The following is a 22233-nucleotide window of genomic DNA, read 5'->3' on the forward strand; positions in this document are numbered from 1 at the left end:
TTATTTCCAAATATTCGCCGCAACCACTAGTCGCGAGCACCATCCCCGCGTTCGATGCGGCGCGCGAACATGGCGAAGCTGGCACGCACGATGGCGGGCTTGAGCAGGAAATCGTGCGATTCGGCCGCCAGCGCATCATCGACCGGCCGCACTTCGCCGTAGGCGGCCGCGGCAAGCAGCTGGTTGCGCGCCGCGCGTTCGATCAACACCGAGAGATACAAGGTCTCCTCCACCGAGGCCGTCGCCGCCAGGAAACCATGGTTGGCCAGGAGCACGCAGCGCTTGCTGCCCAGGGCCTCGGAGATGAGCTCGCCTTCCTGGTCCGCGATGGGCAGGCCCGGCCACTCCTTGAGGTGGGCGCAGTCGTTGTGAAACGGCGTGGCGTCCATGTGCGATACCACCAGCGGGCGGCCCGTCATGGAAAGCGTCGAGACATAGGGCGGATGGGTATGGATGATGCAACGAACATCGGGCCGCTGACGGTAGACCCAGAAGTGAAAACGCACGGCCGGGTTGGGCGTGCCTTCGCCCTCCAGCACTTCCATGCGGTCATTGATGCGTATCACCGTTGCGGGCCGGATCTCGTCGAAGGCCTGAGCCAATGCCGTGGTGAGGAAGGTGCCGTCATCGTCACGCACCGTAATCTGTCCGGCCAGCGTTTCGGAATGCCCTTCGCTGGCCAGGATGCGACAGCTCAGGGCGATTTTCTCCTGCACGCTCCAGTTGCCGAAATCCAGTTTGTTGGCCGAGCGTTTGAAAAACGCGTCGGATTGGCTCTGCTTGTCTTCCACACTCATCTCCTGAAAGGGCCTAGTATGGAATTACACCGCGCGCCGCGCGCAAGGCGATTGACTGCAGGCGCACTGCGATAGTCCGTGAGTGACAGGCACTAGGGTAAACGGCAGGTGTGCGCCACATCAGGGCCGATACAATCGTTCAGCGGGCACCCGGCCCGTCCTGAAAGTCTGGTGGCCTCCGCAATGCATGTCTCCACCCCGATTCCGGCCGTTGCCTCTCAGCCGGAACCCGACCTGAATTTCGCGCCGCGTTTTCGTCCGTTCTACGAAGCCGAACTGTCCGGCTACAAGGCGCAACTCGACAAACTGGTGCTGCCGGGCGACTTCCGGGCGCTGACCATGCAGCCGCGCCTGCATTTGCAGGCCTGTCGCTTGCGCGCCGGCGGTCTGGCGGTGAATCTGGAGTCCACGCCCATCGCGGTCCAGCATCGCGCCGAACACGCTGCCGATGCCCTGCGGGCCGAGTTCCTCGCCAGTTTCATCATCGAAGGGCATGGCGTGATCACCCAGAACGGCGCCTGCCTGCCGGTGGATGCGGGCGACATCATTTTCCGCACCACGGCGCTCCCCTCGGAGGTGCGCATGCTGACGGACTCGCGCCTGGTGGTGATCAAGGGGTCGCTGTTGCGGCTCCTGGGCATGCATCTGCGCGACAGCTCACAGTTCACGGCCCAGCGCGCCGCGGCAACACTGCCCATGGTGCGTACGGCTCACAGCTGTCTGGCGCATGTTTTCTTCGATCAGGCAGAGACCAGCCCGACCTCCGGCATGTTCGCCGAGCAGGCGCTTCTTTCGCTGCTCGCGGCGATCTACACCAGCCAGGCGCTGGACCAGATCCCGGCGGCCCAGCGCGGTCCCATCGAGAGCTGGCAGGCGCTCACTAGCTATCTGGACGCCCATATCGCCGACCCGGACCTGTCGGTGGCCGAGGTCGCCCGCGCGCTGCGCGCATCCAGCCGCTGGGTGCATCGCCTGTTCCAGATGCAGGGCACGCAGTACAACGAGTATGTGCGCGAACGCCGGCTGCATCTGGCGCGCCTGGCGCTGGAGGACCCGCGCAAGGGCCAGGTGCCGGTCAAGGACATCGCGCTGTCCTGCGGGTTTCAGGACGCAAGCCATTTCAGCCGCCGCTTTCGGGAACGCTTTGGCTACCCGCCCAATCAGTACCGCGTAACGGCCTGCCCGGCCACGTAGCGGGGCAGGCCAGCGGCCTCAAGCGGCGCGACGCTCCTGTCCGGTGGGCTTCATCAGGAAGGCCGACGTGCCGGCGATCACGCCCAGCACGGCCAGATAGGCGCCTACCGGCACGATGCTGTCAAAGCGCGCCACCAGCATGGCCGACACCAGCGGAGCCAGGCCGCCGCCGATGGCCGCCGAGAACTGCACGCCGATCGACAGCCCCGAATAGCGGAGTTCAGCGGGAAACTGCGCCGCATACAGGCTCGACTGAGGCGCAATCATCATGGCGTAGTTCAGTGCCATGGCGATGAACACGGCAATGCTGTAAGCCACGAGCGAGCCGCTGCCCACGGCCATGAAGATGGGAACGGCCATCACCGCCAACAGCAGTCCGCCCCAGCCGCAGACGCGCCGCGCGCCGTAGCGGTCGCCCAGCATCCCGAACAGGGGAATCGTGAAGATCAGCACGGCCGCGCCATACAGGAGGGCATGCAGCGCATCGCTGCGGCTGAAGCCCAGCGTGGACACCGCATACGACACGGAGAACACCAGGAAGGTATAGATCAGGGTCACTTCGGCCAGCTTGCAGCCGATGCAGAGCAGCAGGGCCTTTCCGTGCTTGCGCAGCAGTTCCGCGACCGGCAGCTTGACCTGGGCGCGCTGGGATTTGACGCGGGAAAAATCGGGAGACTCGTCGATTCCCCGGCGTATCAGCAGACCCACCACGATCAGGACCGCGCTGGCCAGGAAGGGCAGGCGCCATCCCCAGGACAGGAAATCCTCCTCGGGCAGACGGGTCACCAGCGCGAACGCGCCAACCGACAGCAGTATGCCCAGTGGCGCCCCTACCAGCGGCAAGCTGCCGAACAAGGCTTTCCAGCGAGGCGGCGCGTGCTCCACGGCCATCAGCATGGCGCCGCCCAGTTCCCCGCCAAACGACAGACCCTGGCCGATCCGCAGCGCCACAAGCAGGATCGGCGCCCACACGCCGATCTGCGAGTAGGTGGGCAACAAGCCGATGAGCACCGTACAGATGCCCATCATGAGCAGGCTCAGGGTCAGCATGGACTTGCGCCCGATGCGGTCGCCGAAGTGGCCAAACAGAATACCGCCGATGGGGCGCGCGAGCATGCCGCTGGCAAAGGCGGCGAAGGCGGCCAGCGTGCCGGTCAATGGATCGAACTGCGGAAAGAACAGCTTGTTGAACACCAGCGCGGCGGCGGTGCCATAGGCCAGGAAATCGAATGCTTCTACAGCCGTGCCCACCACCGTGGCCACGGAGACCCGAAACAGATTCGGCTTGTTGGCGGGCGCCGCAATGGCGCCCGAATTGGTGGCTGCGTCCATGTTGTGTCCTTGGGGATCGTGTTGTAGGTGCCGTTGGCGCGCGGCGCCTAGGCGGTGTGCCCGGGAGTGACGTAGCCCGGCAGCCGTTCGATGCGCCGGCGCCAGGCGGACAGCCCGGGATAGAAGGCCATGTCTATGCCTGCCTCTTCGGCCAGAGCCAGGTAGCCATAGCAATCGATGTCGGCCAGGCTGAGTACGACCGCCAGCCAGTCGTGGCCGGTCAGGCGCTTTTCCATCAAGGCCAGAACGCGATCGGTGCGCCGTTGCAGGCCCGCCAGATCCAGCAGCGCCTCGCTCACGCCCAGGTGATGAGCCGCCTCGGCGTGACTGACCACCCGCGTCAGACGCAGCGGCTGCAGGCTGTTGGCAATCTCGTTTGTCGATACCGAGATCCACGCATGCATTTGGGCGGCATGCGGCAGCGGCGCCAGCCATTGCGGCGCGTGCTTCTGCGCCAGGTAGAGCAGGATGGCGTGGCTGTCCCAGATGGCCAGGCCATCGTCCTCAATGGCCGGCACCTGCCGCCAGGCGCTGATGCGCTCGAACTCCTCGGTCTGGTTCTTGCGTGCCAGCACATCGACGAACTCGCGTCGGCAGGGCAGCCCGATCAGCGACAGGAACAGGCGCACCTTGTAGCAGTTGCCGGAGCGGGGATGGTCGTAGAGCGTAAGCATAAGCAGCGTTTCGCATGGCGTTCCGGCTGGGCGGACGCGTGGATGGGGTGCGGCTTATGTTAGGTACGAGCGGCAGCGATGGCCTTGCCAGAGAGCGCACAGGCCTTGACCGCAAGCGACAGGGAATGTCTACGATCCAGGCACGATAGACTCAGCATTCTCAAATTCTGATGCGTGGCGACCATGTCTTCCCAAACGAATGTCCGGCCAGCCTCAAGTGAGGACATCGATTCGATAATCGACCTGGATCCGCTGGCCAAGCAGGAACTCGGCAGGAGGACGTTTATCGCCAATGCGGTGGCCGCTGGCCAATGCTGGGCCGCGACAGAAGCGGAGGATGCTTCCGCGCTGGTCGGTTACGGGGTACTCAACCAATCCTTCTTCGACAACGACTTCATCCCGCTGATTGTGGTCAAGGCTTCGGCACGGCGCCGCGGGGTCGCTACCGCAATCATGCGGACACTGGAGTTGCAATGTCAAAGAAGAAAATTGTTCACGTCGACAAATACTTCAAACATCGCGATGCGCCAATTGCTTGGCCGCCTGGGATTTATCCAAAGCGGCCAAATTGAGAATCTGGATGACGACGACCCGGAACTCGTGTTTGTAAAGCGCCAGCGATAACCGATCCAAACGCATTCATCGACTTTTGGAAATCACGCCACTCATATATTTATTCAAATCACGGAAATCCTGAACGGTCCAGGAGTGCGGCGCCAGCTTTACGCCGTTCTCCCGCAAGGTTCTCGGAATCAGGTCTCCGTTGGGGCGAAGTATCACCGACGACACAATGACGCCCGGATACTCGTCGAGTCGCCTTTTGAAAGCAGCAGTTGTGAGATCCGGCGTGGGAGGGTTGCTTTTCTTGGCCAAGGGCCCAGTGCCCCTAATATCTGCGCCGTGGCACATCGCGCATCGCTGTGTGTAGAGATTTTTCCCGTTGCTGTTTTGCGCAAAGGATGGTGACGAATGACACAACACCAACGCTCCTAGCGAAGCGATGAACAATTTTCCTGGTTCCATTTGGCCACGCCGTAACAAACAAATTGCGGGGCGGCGAGTATAGACTTACATCGCCCCGCAAACGCATAAGAAACCCCCGGCAGACCTAAAAGCTAGGCTTCCGGCTATTCGACCGATTCACGAACTCGACCCGCGCGTTAGCCCAAGCCGGGTCGTAAAGCTGAACGCTGACCCCGCTGTATTTCAAAACCGCCTGCGTCATATCCGTCGAGCACCCCATCCCAGGATTCGAGCTGGGCTTCTGGCACCACTCCAAGTTCAAATCGTTGGGATAGTTCGATTGCCGGCCGTACTTCTCCAGCACCGCCTGGCCCATGGCGCTCTTGTTGGCCGGGGTCCAGGGCATTTCGTAGCTGATCTGGGACACCGCCAGGGGCCGTTGCTTATCGGCGGGGACGCGCGGTTCGAAGTGGACCACCAGCCTGACCCCGTCTTTTTCATAACTGAAATCCAAGGGCATCTTGGTGTTCGTGACGAGGTTGTCCCTCGCGTATCCCGCTTTGATTTCATTTTTTCCGACGTGGAAATTCCTGGCGGCGGCGGTGACCGCTTCGTCGTAGCCCATGCCCGTCTTGACCCCGGCGATATCGAAGATCCGGGCGTCGACGGAGCGTTGGGGCGCCGCGTGCGCGGGGACAAGCACGAGGGCATTGAGGGCGGAAATCAGGAGTGCAGCGTTTAACTTCAAAATAAGGGTCCTTTTCGAATGGCGCCGGGATTATCCGATCGTCTTTCCGCTGCGTCCCTAATAAAGTGAAACTAAATTTGTCGCGCTCTGCGTCTCCCGCTCCCGTTCAATGTCACGTGTCTTGAACGGGCGCGGGCAGCCGCACTCACTGGCTGAGTTCCTCGGCCAGGAATCCGCCACTCTGATGCCGCCACAGCCGGGCATACACGCCGCCCAGTTGCAGCAGCTCCGCATGGCTGCCCTGTTCGATGATGCGGCCTTCGTCCATGACGATGAGGCGGTCCATGGCGGCGATGGTGGACAGCCGGTGGGCGATGGCGATGACGGTCTTGCCCTTCATGACTTCGTCCAGGCTTTCCTGGATGGCCGCTTCGACTTCGGAATCGAGGGCGCTGGTGGCTTCGTCCAGCAGCAGGATGGGGGCGTTCTTGAGCATGACGCGGGCGATGGCGATCCGTTGGCGCTGGCCGCCGGAGAGCTTGACGCCGCGTTCCCCGACCAGGGTGTCGTAGCCCCGGTTGCCGTGGTTGTCGCTCAATTGCTGGATGAATTCGTCGGCCTGGGCGCGGGCGGCGGCCGCCTGGACTTCGGCGGGATCGGCGTCGGGACGGCCGTAGGCGATGTTGTCGCAGATGGACCGGTGCAGCAGCGAGGTGTCCTGGGTGACCATGCCGATGGCGCTGCGCAGGCTGTCCTGGGTGACCCGGGAGATGTCCTGTCCGTCGATGCGTATCTGGCCGCGGTCCACGTCGTAGAAGCGCAGCAGCAGATTGATCAGCGTGGACTTGCCGGCGCCGGAGCGGCCGACCAGGCCGATTTTTTCGCCGGGACGCACGGTGAGGCTCAGGCCGTCGAGCACCTGGCGCTCGTTGTTGTAGTTGAAGTAGACCCGGTCGAATTCGACCTCGCCGCGGGTGACGCGCAGCGGGACCGCGTCGGGGGCGTCCTGCACCTTCGGGGCGTGGGTCAGGGTGGCGATGCCGTCCTGCACGGTGCCGATGTTTTCGAAGAGGGAGGTCATCTGCCACATGATCCAGTGCGACATGCCGTTGACCCGCAGCGCCATGGCCGTGACGGCGGCGACCGCGCCTGTGCCGATTTCGTTGCCATGCCACAGCCACAGGGCGTAGCCGCCCGCCGAGAAGATCAGCGCCGTGGCCAGCACCTGGTTGAAGATCTCGAACTGGCTGACCAGGCGCATCTGGCGATAGCCGGTTTCCCTGAAATCCTCCATGGCGGCGCGCGCGAAGCGGGCTTCGCGGTTGGTGTGCGAGAACAGTTTGACGGTGGTGATGTTGGTATAGGCATCGGTCACCCGGCCGGTCATGGATGAGCGGGCGTGCGCCTGCTCTTTCCCGACCTTGCCCAGGCGCGGCACGAAGTACATCATGGTCAGGCCGTAGAGCAGCATCCAGGCGATGAAGGGCATCATCAGGCGCCAGTCGAAACCGCCCGCCAGCGCGACGATGGCGAAGAAATAGACCGCGATGCCGAGCACGATTTCGCAGAAGGTGAGCAGCACTTCGCGCACGGCCAGCGCGGTCTGCATGACCTTGGTGGTGACCCGGCCGGCGAATTCGTCGGAGAAGAACGACAGGCTTTGCCGCAGCATCATGCGGTGGAAGTCCCAACGCAGACGCAGCGGAAGGTTGATGGCGAGGATCTGGTGCTGCACCACGGTGCGCAGGCTGACCAGGACGATGCTGGCCAGCAGCACGAGGCCGATGCCCCACAGCACCTGGCGTTCATGCGCCGACGCGGGTTCGCCGACATGCCAGACGGTGAGCAGGTCGACGATCTGCCCCAGAAAGGCGAACAGCCAGGCTTCGTAGATGGAGACCGCGGCGCTGAGCACCGCCAGCGCGGCGATGTAGCCGCGCGCTCCGCGTGTGCAGAACCAGAGGAACGCGAAGAACCCCTTGGGAGGCAGGGGGACGTTCTCGGGCGGGAACGGGTTGAGTTGGTTTTCAAATCTGCGAAACAAGGCAGAGACTCCAGGGTCGGGATTTATTGCTTTGCGGCTGGCCTGACGCGCGGCGCAAGCAGCGCCAGCTTGGCATGGGGCGATGCCTTCGGCGTCATTTAAGCGCATTCGCCGATGTCGAGGATGCGGGAGCGACAGGCGCTTGTCCAGGTGCGCGGTTGCTGGCGCGGTAGCGGGGCGCAAGTCGTGGAGGGCGCCCGGTGGCGGATGCCGGAGGTCGACGCCAGGACGCGAGGTCCGGGCGGGTCGATCCTTTTTCTGGCCAAGAGATGCCGCATCGTGGTGCGGATTGAATCATACCGGCAGGGATTGCGCAGGAGGCGCAGCCAGCCGTTGAATGTGTTCGGGCTAGCGCCGGCGTATGCGCCGGCGCGGGCGGCTATCGCCTAGAAACCGTAAAGCGCCGCCGGATTCACCGCCAGCACCTGCCGCCGCAGCGCGGCGTCGGGCAGCCAGGCCTCCAGCTCGTCCAGCAGGCGTTGCGCCGGGACGTGGCGATACGCGCTGACTTCGGTGGCCTGCTTGCCCGCCTCGCGGTTGGTGTGCGGCCAGTCGCTGGCCCAGAGCGCGCGCTCGGGATTGCGGTGGACGATGGCCTGGGCCAACGCGGCGAGCCTGGCGGCCTGGGCGGGGTCCGCCGGGTCCGTGCAGACCCGGTAGGCCCCCGACAGCTTGACGTATGCGCTGCCGTCGCCGACCAGTTCCAGCACCTGCCGCACGCGTGGATCGTCGAGCGCGGCTTGCGCCGGGATCATCGCGAAGTGGTCCAGCACCACGGGCACCGGCAGACGGCCCAGCGCCGGCGCGGCTGCGGCGATGGCATCGAGCGAGGCGTATACCTGGAGGTGCCAGCCTTGCCCCGCAAGGCGGCCGGCCCAGGCCGTCAGCGCCCGGCTGACGGCGGCCGGGTCGCTGGCGCCGGTGCTTTCCAGGTTGATGCGCAAGCCGCGCACGCCGGCGTCGTGCAGGCGGGCCAAGTCGTTGTCGGCGACATGGTCGTCCACGACCGCGACGCCGCGCGCCACGCCGTCCAGCGCCAGCAGGCTGTCGACCAGCAGGCGGTTGTCGGTGCCGTAGATGCTGGGCTGCACGATCACGGCATGCGCCAGGCCCAGCCGGGCCAGATGCGCCTGCAGGTCGCCAGCGGATGCGGGGCCGGGCGTGTAGTGGCGGTCTGCCACCATCGGATGGTCGGCCTGCGGCGCCACCACGTGCACGTGGCAGTCGCAGGCGTGGTCGGGCAGCGGCGCGGCGGCCATGCTCAGGCCGCCTGCAGGCGCGCGACGAAGGCCGCGCCGGCTTCGCGCGTGCCGAGCTTGCCGCCCACGTCGCGCGTGCATTCCTGCGCGAGGATGGTGTCGGCGATGGTGGCGTCGATCGCCGCGGCGGCCTGCAGGAATTTCGCCTGGCCGGTCTTCTGGCCATGCCAGTTCAGCAGCATCGCGCCGGACAGGATCAGCGAGATCGGATTGGCGATGTTCTGGCCGGCGATATCCGGCGCCGAGCCGTGCGCGGCCTGGCCCATCGCATAGTCGCGGCCCGCGTTCAGCGAGCCGCCCAGGCCCAGGCTGCCCGATAGTTCCGCCGTCAGGTCCGAGAGGATGTCGCCGAACATATTGGTGGTGACGATGACGTCATAGCGCTGCGGCGCGCGCACCACGTGGGCCATCATGGCGTCGACGATGACATCGTCCACGCGCACGTCCGGAAACTCCTGGGCCACCTGGCGGCACATTTCGAGGAACATGCCGTCGCCCAGCTTCAGCACGTTGGCCTTGTGCACCATCGTGACGTGCTTGTCGCGCGTCATGGCCAGTTCGAAAGCCGTGCGCGCGATGCGTTCGCAGCACTGGCGGGTGATGCGGCGCAGGGACACCACCACATCCGGGGTGATCAGCATTTCGCTGCCGCCGGATGCCACGTTGCGGTCGGCGTAGAAGCCTTCGGTGTTTTCGCGGACCACGACCAGATCGAATTCGCCCAGGCGCGCCTGCATGCCGGGATAGGTCCGGGCAGGGCGGATATTGGCGTGCAGGTCGAGGTTCTTGCGGAAATACATCGACGGGTTGATTTCGCCGCGGGCCTCGTCCTTGAAGTCATACGTGGCCATGGGGCCGAGCATCAGGCCGTCGGCGGCCTTGACCTTCTCCAGCAGCGCGGGCGTGACGGTGGCGCCATGTTTTTTCAGGCTGTCGTGGCCGGCGATGTCGTGGTCGAACTGAAGGTCCAGGCCGAAGCGGCGCGAGGCGGCTTCCAGCACATCGACGGCGACCGCCATGGTTTCGGGGCCGATTCCGTCACCGGGGAGTACAACGATTTTCATGGAGATTCTTCCTGTTGGGTTGATCGGGCCTATTCGACCTGGACCCCGGTGGCTTGCACCAGGCGTTGATACTTCGCGGCTTCGCCGCGCACGAAAGTGGTGAATTCCTGCGACGAGTTCGGGCGGACCGCGGCGCCGTCGCCTTCCAGCCGCGACTTGATCGCGGGCTCGGCCAGGATGGCATTGAGCCTGGTGTTCAGAAGCTCGACCACGGCAGGGGGCGTCTGCGCGGGTGCGAACACGCCGCCCCACAGGCTGAACTGGAAGTCGGGCACGGCGGCTTCGCTCACGGTTGGAACCTTGGGCAGGACGCCCAGGCGTTCCCGCGAGGATACCGCCAGCGCCTTGAGCCGGCCGCTGTTGAGCTGCGGCATGACGGCGGACGCGCTGGAAAAGAAGAAGTCCACGTGACCGCCCAGCAGATCGGACATGGCCTGGCCCGCGCCCTTGTACGGGGCGTGGATCATGCGCGTCTGCGTGCCCAGCGCCAGGGCGGCGGCGGCCAGGTGACCGGGCGTGGCGGTGCCGGACGAGGCATATGCCAGAGCGTCGGGCTTTGCGCGGGCGGCCGCGATCAGCGCGGCCAGGTCGGCGTAGGGAGACTTTTCCGGCACGGCCAGCACCAGGGGCGAGTCGCCCACCAGGATCACGGGCGCGAACTCGCGCAAGGGGTCGTAGCCCAGCGCCTTCATGGCGTAGGGGTTGACGGCGATTTCGCCCGTCTGGCCCAGCAGCAGCGTGTAGCCGTCGGCGGGCGCGCGCAGCACGATCCGGGAACCCACCGCCCCGGACGCGCCCGGGCGATTTTCGACGATGACGGTCTGCTTGAACTCCGAGCCCAGGCGTTCGGCCAGGATGCGGGCGAATACGTCGCCCTGTCCGCCGGGGGCGTAGGGAACGATCAAGGTCACCGGCTTGGCCGGGTACGCGTCCGCCGCGCGAGCGGCGCCGGCCAGCGTCAATGCCAGTGTGGCCGTCGCGCCTTGCAGCAGCCGGCGGCGCGCCGGGCTGAAGGGAGAAAGGGTGTGCTGCATGTTGTCTCCTTGATGTTCTTTTGCCTGGCGCTTCAATCCAGGGCCATGCCGGACTTCTGCACCACGCCGCGCCACATCTCCAGTTCGGCCGACAGGGCCTGTCCGAAGTCCTCGGGTGTGCCGCTGATGGCCTGTGCGCCTTCGTGCTTGAGCCGGTCGCGCACCAGCGTGTCGGACGCGGCGGCATTGATGGCCTGGTTCAGGCTGCCCACGATTTCAGGCGGCGTGCCGGCGGGCGCCAGGACGCCCCACCAGGTGGTGATGTCGAAATCGGCGACGCCGGCCTCGGCCACGGTAGGCGTGTCGGGGAACAGCGGCGAGCGCGCCTTGCCGGTGACGGCCAGCAGGTCCACGCGTTGGTCGCGCACCTGCGACAGGATGGTGGGCACGGTGGCAAAGAACACCTGGACGCGTCCCGCCAGCAGGTCGACGGTGGCGGGGCCGCTGCCCTTGTAGGGAACGTGCGTCATCACGGCCTGTGTTTTCTGCTTGAACAGTTCGCCGGCCAGGTGATTGATGCTGCCGTTGCCGGCCGAGCAGAAGTTCAGGTTGGCCTCGGGCGAGGCGGCGAGCTTGCGCAGGTCTGCGATGGACGTCAGTTTCAAGTCCTTGGCCGTCACCACGAACAAGGGGCCGCGCCCGAGCATGGCGATGGGGGCAAAGGACTTGCGCACGTCATAGCTTGTGCTGATGCCGGCGGCGGCGTTGGTCACGAAGGTGGAGGTCGCGAACAGCAGCGTATAGCCGTCGGGGCGCGCATTGGCGACCACGCCGGCGCCTATGGAGCCGCCGCCGCCTCCGCGGTTTTCCACCACCACCGACTGGCCCAGCTTGTCGGCCAGGGTGCGCGCCATGTCGCGCGCGATGCTGTCGGTGCCGCCGCCCGCGGCAAATGGCACCACCAGCGTGATGGGACGGCTGGGGTAGGTGTCGGCTGCCGCCAGGCCTGGCGCGCAAAACGCAGGCAACAGCAGGGCCAGCCCCGCCAGCAGACGCTGCGGGGATACGTTGGACTTCCTCATCGACTTGTCTCCGATCGACGGCCGCGCTTAACCCTGGCGCAGCATCTTTAGGCGTTCCAGCAGGGCCTGGTGGATATGGTGTTGCGCGGCGTGTTGCGCGCCTTGCTCATCGCGGGCGCGGATGGCGTCCACGATGGCCTGGTGTTCCTGGTTGGAGCGGCTGGCCCGGTCAGGCGAGCTCAGCGTGCTGCGTCCCAGCAGATAGGTGGTTTCGGTCAGCGACTGCAGCGACCGGATCAGATAGCGGTTGTGGGCGGCGCTGTAGATGGCTTCGTGAAAGCGCAGGTTCTGGGCGACGGGGTCGCCGCCGTCTCCCTCATCCAGAATGGCCTGCATGTTGGCGACGTCGGCGGGAGTGGCGTGGCGCGCGGCGAAGGCGGCCGCGGCGCCCTCCAGCACTTCGCGCATGGAATAGAGCTCGCCGACTTCCTGCTGGTCCATGGTGGTCACGACCAGGCCCCGGCCGGGCTCGTGCGTGATCAACCCTTCGTCCTGGATGCGCTTGAGCGCTTCGCGTACTGGCGTGCGTCCCATCTCTAGCATGTCGGCGACTTCCACTTCGCGCAGGCGGTCGCTGGACGTGAACATCCCGGCAAGGATGCGGCGCTTGATTTCGTTATAGGCCGCGTAGGCCTGCGAATTGCTCTTCGGAATGGGCACGGATGTCTCGTCGTATTTTTGTATATTTTTGCATACAAAAAAACCGAAGGCAATAAGGCCGGTTCCGTTGGGGCTGGCCAGCGCTTAGCCGGCCAATGCGGCGCGCGCCACGCGCTGCCGGAAGCAGTCCGCCATGGTTGCGGCAGCGAGCGAAAGCGGGGTTCCCCGCAGCGTCATGATGCCGATGCTTGCGACCGGCATCGGCACATCCGCCCGGATCCGCCTTGCCTCGTCGCCATAGGGCTTGACGTTGAGCATGCCGGCCGGACAGATGATCAAGGCGTCGCTTCGGGTCATCAGATTCCACATGACGCCGAACGTATCGCAGTCGATGACGCGTTCCGGTGCGTTCAGGCCGTTCGCGCGCAGGCTATCCAGAAAGGCCTCGGTGTGGCTTCCTCCCGATACGTTGAGCAGCCATTCGCAGCCGCGGATGTCTTCCCAGCGCGTGGCCCGCGCCAGCGGGTGGCCACGCCGGCAGGCAATCATGAATTCGAGCGGCCGCAGGGGTTCGAACTCGAATTCGTGTTCGCCGCCGATCCCTCCGGTCATGCGGGAGGCCAGCGCGAAATCCAGCGTGCCATTGCGCAGCGCCGGCTGCACCGCCGCCAGCAAGCCTTCCGAGATCTGGATCTTGGCGGCGGGCATGCTTTGCCTGAAATCGCTCAGGACGTCGGGCAGCACGCTCAGCATCACCATGGGCGTCACGCCCACGGCCACGCGCGCCTGGGCGCCGCCCAGAAGTTGATGGATGTCCTGGCGCGCAAGCGTGAGCTGAGCCTGAGCGAGCCGCGCGCGTACCGTCAGGCGATCGCCGCATTCGGTGACCGAGATGCCCCTGGCGCTACGCGTAAGCAGCGGCGCGTCGAGTTCGGTTTCCAATTCCTTGATGGCCTTCGTCACCGCGGCTTGACTCAGGTGCAGGCTGCGCGCCGCTGCCCTGATGCTGCGAAGTTCAGCCACTTTCAACCAGGCCCGTAGATGATGGTCTTTCACATGCACCCCGAAGGTGACAACCAGGAATTGTCACCTTAACAAAAATATAGCCTTACCTGCAGCGCCGGCGATCTCTAAGCTTCACGACGACAAGATGAAGTGCGATCCAAAGTCTGTTCCGTGCAGCTCTTCAGGAGAAAGCTCATGCTGATTTTTTCAGGTCGTGCCCGCCGGGCCGTCTCGCTGTGTTTTGCCCTGCTCGCCGCCGCGGGCACCGGCGCCGCTCACGCGCAATGGCCCGAGCGGCCCATCAAGCTCATCGTGCCGTATGTGGCCGGATCCGGCCCCGACGTTGTCTTGCGGCCGATCGCCGAAGCCCTTGGGCGTGAGCTGGGACAGCCGGTGGTCGTGGATAACCGGGGCGGCGCAGGCGGCATCGTCGGTACCCAACTGCTGGCCACCTCGGCGCCGGACGGCTACACGATCGGTTTCGGCAACCTGGTGACCCTCGCCATCAACAAGAGCATGTATCCGAAGCTGCCTTATGACCCGCAGCGCAGCCTGGCGCCGATCAGCCTTGCCATCAGCAATGCCCTGGTGCTGATCGCCCGCAACGATCTTCCGGCAAGCAATGTCCAGGAGCTGGTCAGCTACGCCAGGAAGAATCCGGGCAAGGTCAGCGTGGGTTCGCTCGGCGTCGGATCCAGCGCCCATCTGGCCGGCGAAATGCTCAAGAGCGAGACCGGCACCTCGATGCTGCACGTGCCGTACAAGAGCGGCCAGCAAGCCGTGGTCGATATCGCGGGCGGGCAGCTCGACGTGATGATCGACAACGTTGCCGGCGTGCTGCCTTTCATACGGTCGGGCCAGGTCAAGGTGCTGGGGGCAACCAGCGCCAGGCGCGTACCCGTGCTTCCCGATGTGCCGACGGTCGATGAATCCGGGCTGAAAGGCTTCGAAGTGGTCTCCTGGGGAGGCATCGTCGCGCCCGCGGGCACGCCCAGGCCCATCATCGACAAACTCAACGCCGCCGTGGCGAAAGCCCTGCAGGACCCGGCGGTCCTTCAGCTCAATGCGACCCTGTCCGTGGACGCCACGCCTTCAACGCCGGAGCAGTTTGCCAGCCTCATCGCGACCGAGATCCCGCGCTGGGGTGCGATGGTGAAGCGCTCCGGCGCGTCGGCCGATTGATCACGTCCCTAGCCACTCGGAGCCACCATGATGAACGAACTCTGGCGCTGGAATGCCCTGGACCTTGCCAAGGCCATCCGGACCCGTGATGTATCCAGCCGGGAAGCGGTGCAGAGCTGCCTGGCGCGAGCAGACCAGGTCAATCCCACCTTCAATCCGCTTTCCGAAATCCATGCCGACCAGGCCCTCGGAGCGGCCGACGCCGCCGACGCCGCCGTCCGTGACAAGAGGGAGCTTGGCATTCTTCACGGCGTGCCGGTGACGATCAAGGCCAACGTCGATCTCGCGGGATCGGCGACGACCAACGGCGTCGTCGCGTATCGGGACGTCGTCGCCCAGGAGAACAATCCGGCCGTCGACAACTGGATCAAGGCGGGCGCCGTCGTCATCGGCCGCAGCAATGTCCCGGCCTTTTCCTGGCGCTGGTTCACGGACAACGATCTGCACGGGCGCACCGTCAATCCGTTCGACGCCGCGCGCACGCCCGGCGGATCCAGTGGCGGCGCGGCCGTTGCCGCCGCCCTGGGCATTGGCGCCCTTGCGCACGGCAGCGACCAGGGCGGTTCGATCCGCTACCCGGCCTACGCTTGCGGCGTGGCGGGGCTGAGGCCTTCGCAAGGCCGGGTCCCGGCCTACAACGCCAGCCAGAGGTTCGAACGGCCGGTCGCATCCCAGATGGCCGCAACCCAGGGCCCCTTGGGCCGGACCATCGCCGACCTGCGGCTGGGACTGGCGGCGATGTCGTCCGGCGACTCTCGCGATCCCTGGTGGGTGCCGGCGCCGCTCGAATTGCCACTGCCCGCTGCAAGCCGGCGGGTGGCGCTGTTTCGTGGCACCGCGGGATTCAAGGCCGATCCTGCGGTAGTGCATGCGTTGGAGCAGTCGGCGGCCTGGCTGGAGGATGCCGGATACATCGTCGAAGACGCGGCGCCGCCCAGGTTCGACGAGGCGGCCGACCTGTGGCTCAACGTCCTGATGAATGAATCGTCCGACTCCATGCAAGGCGAGATCGAGCGTGTCGGAGATCGGGCGATCCAGCGCGCGTACCAGAGCATGCTGGCGCATACGTCGGTCCTGGACAAGGACGGCTTCATCCGGGCGATGGCGATGCGTACGACGATCCTGCGGGAGTGGAGCGCGTTCTTCGATCGTTTCCCCGTTCTTCTCATGCCGGTGTCGCTGGAGCGCCCGTTCCTGGTGGACCAGGATCAGCAGGGGGCGGACGTCATGGAGAGCATGCTCCGGGCCCAGAGCCCGCTGGTCTCGACCGCGATCCTGGGTCTGCCGGGGCTGTCGGTCCCGGTCGGCCTGTCGGATGGGGTGCCCATGGGCGTGCAATTGGTGGCGGGCAGGCTCAGGGAGGACCTTTGTCTTGCGGCGGGCGAGGCCATCGAGGCGCGCGCATCGTGGGATGTCCTGGCAAGGCTTCCCTTCTGAATGTGGCGGGCGCATTCGCGAAAGTACCTAGGTCCGATTCATTGATATCGCGGCCAAACCAGTAAATAATTGCCTTAGGCAAGTATTTACTGGAATTTGGCAAATGAAGACCGAGGCACTGACCGAACGCGCCGAGGCTGTCCGCAGCTTCAACCGTTTCTACACCCGCCAGATCGGCGTGCTGCATGAGCACCTGCTCGAAAGCGAGTTTTCCCTGACGGAAGTCCGCATCCTGTACGAACTGGCGCACCGCCAGGGGCTGACGTCGACGGATCTTTGCCAGGAACTGGGCTTGAACGCCGGCTACGTCAGCCGAGTGATTGCCGGCTTCGAGAAGAAGGGGCTGGTCGGCAAGAGCCGGTCGCCCGACGACGCGCGGGCGATCCAGCTGAGCATCACCGCGCAAGGTCGCAAGGTTTTCGAACCGCTCAACCAGGCGTCGCGCAAAGAGGTCGGCGCGATGCTGTCCAAGCTGTCGGAGCCCCAGCAGGCTCAGCTGCTTGACGCCATGACGCAGATCCGCGCGCTGCTTGCCCCTGCGGAGAAAAGCTATCTCTTGCGGGAACCGTACCCCGGCGACCTGGGATACGTGATCCATCGCCAGGCGCTGCTGTATTCGCGGGAATTCGGCTGGAACAATGAGTACGAGGCCCTGGTGGCCGAGATCATCTCGAAGTTCGTGCGGGAGTTCGAGCCGTCGCGCGAACGGTGCTGGATCGCGGAAAAGGACGGCAAGGTGGTGGGCTCCGTTTTCATCGTCCAGCAGGACGCCGCCACGGCGAAGCTGCGGCTTTTGTACGTCGATCCCTCTGCTCGCGGCCTGGGCATAGGCAGCCGCCTGGTGGATGAATGCATGCGGTTCGCACGCCTGGCGGGCTACACGAAGATGGTGCTGTGGACCAACAGCGTGCTGACCGATGCGCGCCGCATCTACGACCGGGCAGGCTTTGCGCTGGTGGAGGAAGAACAGCACCATAGCTTCGGCAAGGACCTGGTCGGCCAGGTGTTTGCCCGCGACCTGTGAACGAACAATCCAGGGCCGCGCTGGCGGCGGCGACCACCGGCATCCTGGTGGGCGCCGCGATGGTGTCCACGCGCGCGGTGGCGGATGCCGTGTCGCCCCAGACGCTGGCCTTCCTGCGCTATCTGGTGGGAGTCGTGTTCCTGGCCTTGCCCGCTTTGGCCCTGGCGCGTCCACGCTATACCTTGCGCGACGCCATCGCCGTGTCCGCCTTGGGGGTCTTGCAGTTCGGCGTGCTCATCGTCCTGCTGAACTACGCCCTGCGCGTACTGCCGGCCGCCACCTGCGCCCTGGTGTTCTCGTCCCTGCCATTGTTCACGATGGCTCTGGCGGTCGCATGCAAACGCGAGGACTTCAGCGTCGGGAAGTTGTCGGGCCTGCTGATAGCGGTTGCGGGCCTGATGCTGCTATTGGGCTACGCGCCAGCGCAGCCGATCGAGAACCAAGGCGACGGCAGCCTCCTGGCCTATGCGGCGCTGGTTGGAGCGACATTGATCGGCGCGGCCTGCAGCATCATGTATCGCCCGTATTTGCGGCGCTATCCGGTATTGCCGACCAGCGCCCTGGCCATGTGCGCATCGGTGGCACTGCTGGCCGCATTCTGCTGGTTGACGGACCAGCCCCTGGGGCCTGTGCTTTCCGCCGGCCAATGGGCTCATGTCCTCTTCATAGGATTTTCCAGCGGCGTGGGCTACTTGTGCCTGCTGTGGGCGCTGGCAAGGGCTCCCGCCAGCCGGGTGATGGCCTTTCAGATGCTGGGGCCGGTCACTGCCGCGGTCATCGAACTCATAGGAAGCCGTCAGTTTCCGTCCTGGACCTTCGTCATTTCCATGGCGCTGGTTTTTTCGGGCCTGTTCATTGCGCAGCGCGCAGCACGCCGATCCGCCTGATTCATGGGGCTTCCTCTTGCGGGGAACAAGGTGTGCCGGCTCATGCCGGACCGTGGTCGGCCTCGGACTTGCCGCTGAGCTTGGCATGCTGGTACAGCGCTTGCCTGTCCAGCACCGTCAGTCCGCCGTAGTGCGTTTGCAGTACGCCGGCGCGGGCCAGCCGCGTCATGGCGGTATTGCAGCGCTGGCGCGAAACGCCGCACAAGCTGGCGATTTCTTCCTGGGAGATCTTCAGGCGCCCGTTGGTGCCTGAATGCAGCTCGGCGTCGAGCTGGGCCGCGACGGCGCGCGCCACCGTGGTGTCGACATCGAGCAGCACGTTGCCGGTATAGCAGCCCATCAGCCAGTTCACCCGCTGCGCCAGATGCGTCATCAGCGCCTTGGTGAATTCGATATTGTTGTTCCACAGGCGCTCGCAGGTATCGCGCGGCAGGATCACGATCCGGCTTGGCCTCAAGGCGACCACTTCGTATTCGAAGCGCTCGCGGCGAATCATGGTGGCCTCGCCGAACCAGCTTCCGGTGCTGAAGCCGGCCAGCGACAGGGTCCGGCCGTCGGTGCCGGGCGAGGACCACTTCACCAGGCCCTCGACCACGCCATACCAGCCCGGCGACCGCGAGCCCGTGCGGAACAGATATTCGCCGGCGGCCAGCGCCACGGTACGCAATTCGGAGCGGACCACGTTGCGCTCCAGTTCCGGCAAGCCCTTGTACCAGGGCACGACGTCGAGCATCGTGTCCACGGAGCATTGCGCCAGCCGCCGGTTCGGGTTTGACGAGTGGTTGCCGCCTTGGGCAGGCGATGCGCGCATGTTTCTTCCCTATTTGGTGTTGGGATGCCGCTCAGGTAAACCCTAGGGTTCTTTGTCAACATGATGACTGTCCGAGGGCCAGCCCGGTCCCAGAATGGTTGACGCCCTTCGGGCCAAAAACCATAAGAGGAGACCGGTATGTTGTCAATGCCACGCATGTTGTCCGCCACCGCCATAGCCTGCGGAATGACCGTTACGCTCCTGAACGCGAATGTCGCGCACGCGCAGATGTCGGATGACGTCATCCGGATCGGTTTCATTACCGATATGTCGGGCGTCTACTCGGGACCGGATGGTCCGGGAGGCGCGGAAGCCATCAAGATGGCGATCGAGGAAATGGGGGGCGAGGTCAACGGCAAGAAGATTGAACTATTGACGGCGGACCACCAGAACAAGGCGGACATCGCCTCGGCCAAGGCCCGCGAGTGGTTCGACCAGAAGGGCCTGGACATGCTGATAGGCGGCACGAATTCCAGTACGGCGCTTGCCATGTCCAAGGTGGCCGCCGACAAGAAGAAGCCGTTCATCGTGGTGGGGGCGGGCGCTCCCGCGCTTACCAACGAGCAATGCACGCCGTATACGCTGAACTACGCCTACGACACCGTGGCGCAGGCGCGCGGCACGGGCGCGGCGGTCGTCAAGGCGGGCGGCAAGAGCTGGTACTTCCTGACGGCCGATTATGCATTCGGCCACGCGTTGCAGGCCGATACGACCACCGTGGTCAAGGCGGGCGGCGGCACGGTCGTGGGTTCGGTGAAGCATCCTTTGTCTTCCGGCGATTTCTCGTCATTCCTGTTGCAGGCACAGAGCAGCAAGGCAGAGATTCTTGCCCTGGCGAATGCGGGCGCCGACGCCACCAACGCGATCAAGGCGGCCAACGAGTTCGGCATCACGAAGACCATGCGGCTGGCCGGCATGATCATGTTCATCAACGACATCCACGCCATGGGCCTGCCGGCGGCGCAGGGCATGTACCTGACCGACAGCTGGTACTGGAATGCATCGGATGAGACCCGCTCCTGGGGCCGGAAATTCTTCGAACGGCGCCAGGCCATGCCTTCGTCGCTGCAGGCCGCGGACTACTCGGCTGCCCTGCAGTACCTGCGCGCGGTCAAGGCCACCGGCACCGACGATGCGGACCGCGTGCTTGCCCATCTGCGCGAGCACAAGCTGAACGACATGTACATCAAGGACGGCGTCGTGCGCCCGGATGGCCGCGTCGTGCACGATATGTACCTGCTGCAGGTAAAGACGCCGGAACAGTCCAAGGAGCCCTGGGACTACTTCACCGTCCTGCAGGCCATCGATGGCAATCAGGCCTTCACCACCCGGGCCGAGAGCCGCTGCGCGCTCTGGAAATCGTAGGAGACCCGACATGGCCAAACGCAAAGTGATCGTGACCATCGCCCCGACCGGGGGCATGGCATTGAAAAGCCAGAACGAGCATCTGCCGACCCAGCCGGCAGAAATCGCCGAAGACGTCCATCGCTGCTACAACGCCGGCGCCAGCGTGGTTGCCCTGCATGCGCGGCGCCCGGACGATCTTGCCACCTGCGATGCGTCAATCTATCGCCAGATGAACCAGCTCATCCGTGAGCGCTGCGACATCGTCCTGAACAACTCGACCGGCGGCGGCGTGCATGGCGACATGGTCAAGGAAACCTCGCCAGGGACCTGGGAGATCCTGTGGGAGGAACGGCTGAAGGGCATGGATGCCGGCGCCGAGATGTGCACCCTGGACGCGACCACCTTGAATCTGGCGTTCGGAGACCGCGAATACCTGATGAACACGCCCTTGAGCAAGGCCCGCGAACTGGCGGCCGGCATGAAGGCGCGCGGGATCAAGCCCGAGTGGGAGGTGTTCAGCCCCACGCACATCCTGCAGGATGCGACGACGCTTATCAATGAAGGCCTGGACGAAGGGCCGCACTTCATCAACCTTGTGATGAACGTGCACCGGAACTTCCAGAACGCCATGCCGTTCTCGCCCCGCCATCTGCAGATGATGGTCGATCTGCTGCCGAAGAACAGCATTTTCTGCGTCAGCGGCATCGGGCCGTCGCAGCTTGAAGCCAATATCAGCGCGCTGCTGCTGGGCGGGCATGCGCGGGTGGGCCTGGAAGACAACCTCTATTACCGCCACGGAGAACTGGCCACCAACGTCCAGCTGACCGAGCGCATCGTGCGCATCATTCGGGAAATGGACATGGAGCCCGCGACGGCGGCGGAGGCGCGCGAGATCCTGGGCCTGCCGCTGCAAAGCGGCATCCGCCCGGAGTTCGCGCTCTGATGCAGGCTCCGGCCCGGCGCGGACAGAATCCGCGCCAGCATTCAACCATCCAAGGGCGAGACAACATGAGCGAATCTCTGAAGGGAACCCGGGTCCTGGTCACGGCGGGCGCGCACGGCATAGGCCTGGCGATCGCGCGCAAATTCCTGGATTCGGGCGCCGACGTGCATATCTGCGATGTGGACGCACAGGCCTGCCAGGCCGCCCGCGACCAATACCCGGCGCTGAGCGCAAGCGTGACGGATGTTTCCGACGAAACCCAGGTCCTTGCCCTGTTCGACGAGCTGGCCAGGAAATGGGGGGCGCTGGATGCGCTGATCAACAATGCGGGCGTGTCCGGGCCCACCAGCCGGCTTGAGGACACGACGCTGGCTGCGTGGCAGAACACCCTGGACGTCAATCTGACCGGGACCTTCCTGTGTTCGCGCAGCGCGGTGCCGCTGCTGCGGGCCGCGGCAGGCGGATCCATCGTCAATATCTCGTCGGTCGCGGGACGCCTGGGGTTCTCCCTGCGGACCCCCTACAGCGCCAGCAAATTCGGGCTGGCCGGCTTGACGCAAACCTGGGCCATGGAATTGGGGCCGTCCAACATCCGGGTCAATTCGGTCCTGCCGGGGGTGGTGTCGGGCGACCGGGTCGAGCGCGTGATCGCCGCCCGCGCCGCGGCCGGCGGTGTCAGCAATGACGAGATGCGCGAGCAGCTGGTGGAGAAAGTCTCGCTGCGCCGCATGACGCGCCCCGAGGATGTGGCCAACCAGGTCGCTTTCCTGTGCTCGGACGAAGGCGCGATGATCAGCGGCCAGAGCATTTCGGTTTGCGGCAACGTGGAGTACCTGGGGTGAACTGATCTGGTTGCCAAACCGCCGGGCCGCGGTCCATAATCTGCGCTTTATCGTTAATTGATAACCGTTCGCATTCCACATTGT

The 22233-nt window shown here is 65.0% G+C and carries 22 protein-coding genes; 9 read left to right on the forward strand and 13 right to left on the reverse strand.

Features of this window, described 5'->3' with window-relative positions:
• Positions 1 to 26: 26 nt before the first annotated feature.
• Entirely contained in the window at positions 27 to 797 is a 771-nt protein-coding gene (locus HLG70_RS24855) for an aldolase (protein WP_171662935.1), read from the reverse strand.
• Between the two features lie 183 nt (positions 798 to 980).
• On the opposite strand from HLG70_RS24855, the gene HLG70_RS24860 reads away from it, so the two are divergent.
• The gene (locus HLG70_RS24860) at positions 981 to 1991 is read left to right on the forward strand and encodes an AraC family transcriptional regulator (RefSeq protein WP_171662934.1); all 1011 of its coding nucleotides are present in this window, start codon (positions 981 to 983) and stop codon (positions 1989 to 1991) included.
• 18 nt (positions 1992 to 2009) lie between these two features.
• Here the strand turns inward: HLG70_RS24860 and HLG70_RS24865 are convergent, their stop codons facing one another.
• On the reverse strand, positions 2010 to 3323 hold the full coding sequence (locus tag HLG70_RS24865; RefSeq protein WP_171662933.1) for an MFS transporter: 1314 nt from the start codon (positions 3321 to 3323) through the stop codon (positions 2010 to 2012).
• A 47-nt stretch (positions 3324 to 3370) separates the two neighbouring features.
• Positions 3371 to 3997: a glutathione S-transferase family protein gene (locus HLG70_RS24870; RefSeq protein WP_171662932.1), complete on the reverse strand. Its 627-nt coding sequence runs from the start codon at positions 3995 to 3997 to the stop codon at positions 3371 to 3373.
• 183 nt (positions 3998 to 4180) lie between these two features.
• On the opposite strand from HLG70_RS24870, the gene HLG70_RS24875 reads away from it, so the two are divergent.
• Positions 4181 to 4621 (forward strand): GNAT family N-acetyltransferase, encoded by a 441-nt coding sequence (locus tag HLG70_RS24875; protein WP_171662931.1) that lies wholly within the window; start codon positions 4181 to 4183, stop codon positions 4619 to 4621.
• Between the two features lie 15 nt (positions 4622 to 4636).
• Here the strand turns inward: HLG70_RS24875 and HLG70_RS24880 are convergent, their stop codons facing one another.
• From HLG70_RS24880 to HLG70_RS24920, 9 genes are all read right to left on the reverse strand, one after another.
• Positions 4637 to 5020 carry a c-type cytochrome gene (locus tag HLG70_RS24880; RefSeq protein WP_171662930.1) on the reverse strand — a complete coding sequence of 128 codons (384 nt, stop codon included), beginning with the start codon at positions 5018 to 5020 and terminating at the stop codon, positions 4637 to 4639.
• An 85-nt stretch (positions 5021 to 5105) separates the two neighbouring features.
• Positions 5106 to 5708, reverse strand: a complete 603-nt coding sequence (locus HLG70_RS24885) for a hypothetical protein (protein ID WP_171662929.1) — start codon at positions 5706 to 5708, stop codon at positions 5106 to 5108.
• Positions 5709 to 5853: 145 nt separating this feature from the next.
• A complete protein-coding gene (locus HLG70_RS24890) occupies positions 5854 to 7692 on the reverse strand; it encodes an ABC transporter ATP-binding protein (protein ID WP_171662928.1) in 1839 nt (612 codons plus the stop codon).
• A gap of 386 nt (positions 7693 to 8078) precedes the next feature.
• Complete coding sequence (locus HLG70_RS24895) at positions 8079 to 8951, reverse strand: amidohydrolase family protein (RefSeq protein WP_234103211.1); 873 nt, start codon at positions 8949 to 8951, stop codon at positions 8079 to 8081.
• A 2-nt stretch (positions 8952 to 8953) separates the two neighbouring features.
• Positions 8954 to 10015, reverse strand: coding sequence for an isocitrate/isopropylmalate dehydrogenase family protein (locus HLG70_RS24900; RefSeq protein WP_171662927.1), 1062 nt, complete (start codon positions 10013 to 10015; stop codon positions 8954 to 8956).
• A 29-nt stretch (positions 10016 to 10044) separates the two neighbouring features.
• Positions 10045 to 11049: a Bug family tripartite tricarboxylate transporter substrate binding protein gene (locus tag HLG70_RS24905; protein WP_171662926.1), complete on the reverse strand. Its 1005-nt coding sequence runs from the start codon at positions 11047 to 11049 to the stop codon at positions 10045 to 10047.
• 32 nt (positions 11050 to 11081) lie between these two features.
• Complete coding sequence (locus HLG70_RS24910) at positions 11082 to 12071, reverse strand: tripartite tricarboxylate transporter substrate binding protein (RefSeq protein ID WP_171662925.1); 990 nt, start codon at positions 12069 to 12071, stop codon at positions 11082 to 11084.
• Between the two features lie 27 nt (positions 12072 to 12098).
• The gene (locus HLG70_RS24915) at positions 12099 to 12731 is read right to left on the reverse strand and encodes a GntR family transcriptional regulator (RefSeq protein WP_171662924.1); all 633 of its coding nucleotides are present in this window, start codon (positions 12729 to 12731) and stop codon (positions 12099 to 12101) included.
• An 84-nt stretch (positions 12732 to 12815) separates the two neighbouring features.
• Entirely contained in the window at positions 12816 to 13727 is a 912-nt protein-coding gene (locus tag HLG70_RS24920) for a LysR substrate-binding domain-containing protein (protein WP_171662923.1), read from the reverse strand.
• Positions 13728 to 13871: 144 nt separating this feature from the next.
• Here HLG70_RS24920 and HLG70_RS24925 point away from each other — a divergent pair, with 144 nt between their 5' ends.
• From HLG70_RS24925 to HLG70_RS24940, 4 genes are all read left to right on the forward strand, one after another.
• Positions 13872 to 14858, forward strand: coding sequence for a Bug family tripartite tricarboxylate transporter substrate binding protein (locus HLG70_RS24925; protein WP_171662922.1), 987 nt, complete (start codon positions 13872 to 13874; stop codon positions 14856 to 14858).
• A 27-nt stretch (positions 14859 to 14885) separates the two neighbouring features.
• Positions 14886 to 16295, forward strand: coding sequence for an amidase family protein (locus HLG70_RS24930; protein WP_171662921.1), 1410 nt, complete (start codon positions 14886 to 14888; stop codon positions 16293 to 16295).
• Positions 16296 to 16398: 103 nt separating this feature from the next.
• Positions 16399 to 17319: a bifunctional helix-turn-helix transcriptional regulator/GNAT family N-acetyltransferase gene (locus tag HLG70_RS24935; protein WP_171662920.1), complete on the forward strand. Its 921-nt coding sequence runs from the start codon at positions 16399 to 16401 to the stop codon at positions 17317 to 17319.
• Entirely contained in the window at positions 17316 to 18206 is an 891-nt protein-coding gene (locus HLG70_RS24940) for a DMT family transporter (protein ID WP_234103213.1), read from the forward strand. The genes HLG70_RS24935 and HLG70_RS24940 overlap by 4 nt, the downstream gene beginning before the upstream one ends.
• Before the next feature lie 40 nt (positions 18207 to 18246).
• On the opposite strand, the gene HLG70_RS24945 is transcribed toward HLG70_RS24940, so the two are convergent.
• Positions 18247 to 19017: a Crp/Fnr family transcriptional regulator gene (locus HLG70_RS24945; protein ID WP_234103214.1), complete on the reverse strand. Its 771-nt coding sequence runs from the start codon at positions 19015 to 19017 to the stop codon at positions 18247 to 18249.
• Positions 19018 to 19164: 147 nt separating this feature from the next.
• On the opposite strand from HLG70_RS24945, the gene HLG70_RS24950 reads away from it, so the two are divergent.
• From HLG70_RS24950 to HLG70_RS24960, 3 genes are all read left to right on the forward strand, one after another.
• On the forward strand, positions 19165 to 20382 hold the full coding sequence (locus tag HLG70_RS24950) for an ABC transporter substrate-binding protein (protein WP_171663051.1): 1218 nt from the start codon (positions 19165 to 19167) through the stop codon (positions 20380 to 20382).
• A gap of 10 nt (positions 20383 to 20392) precedes the next feature.
• On the forward strand, positions 20393 to 21307 hold the full coding sequence (locus HLG70_RS24955) for a 3-keto-5-aminohexanoate cleavage protein (RefSeq protein WP_171662919.1): 915 nt from the start codon (positions 20393 to 20395) through the stop codon (positions 21305 to 21307).
• Between the two features lie 65 nt (positions 21308 to 21372).
• A complete protein-coding gene (locus tag HLG70_RS24960; RefSeq protein ID WP_171662918.1) occupies positions 21373 to 22149 on the forward strand; it encodes an SDR family oxidoreductase in 777 nt (258 codons plus the stop codon).
• Positions 22150 to 22233 lie beyond the last annotated feature (84 nt).

This window comes from Achromobacter deleyi (assembly GCF_013116765.2).
In the GTDB taxonomy this organism is placed as follows: domain Bacteria; phylum Pseudomonadota; class Gammaproteobacteria; order Burkholderiales; family Burkholderiaceae_B; genus Achromobacter; species Achromobacter deleyi_A.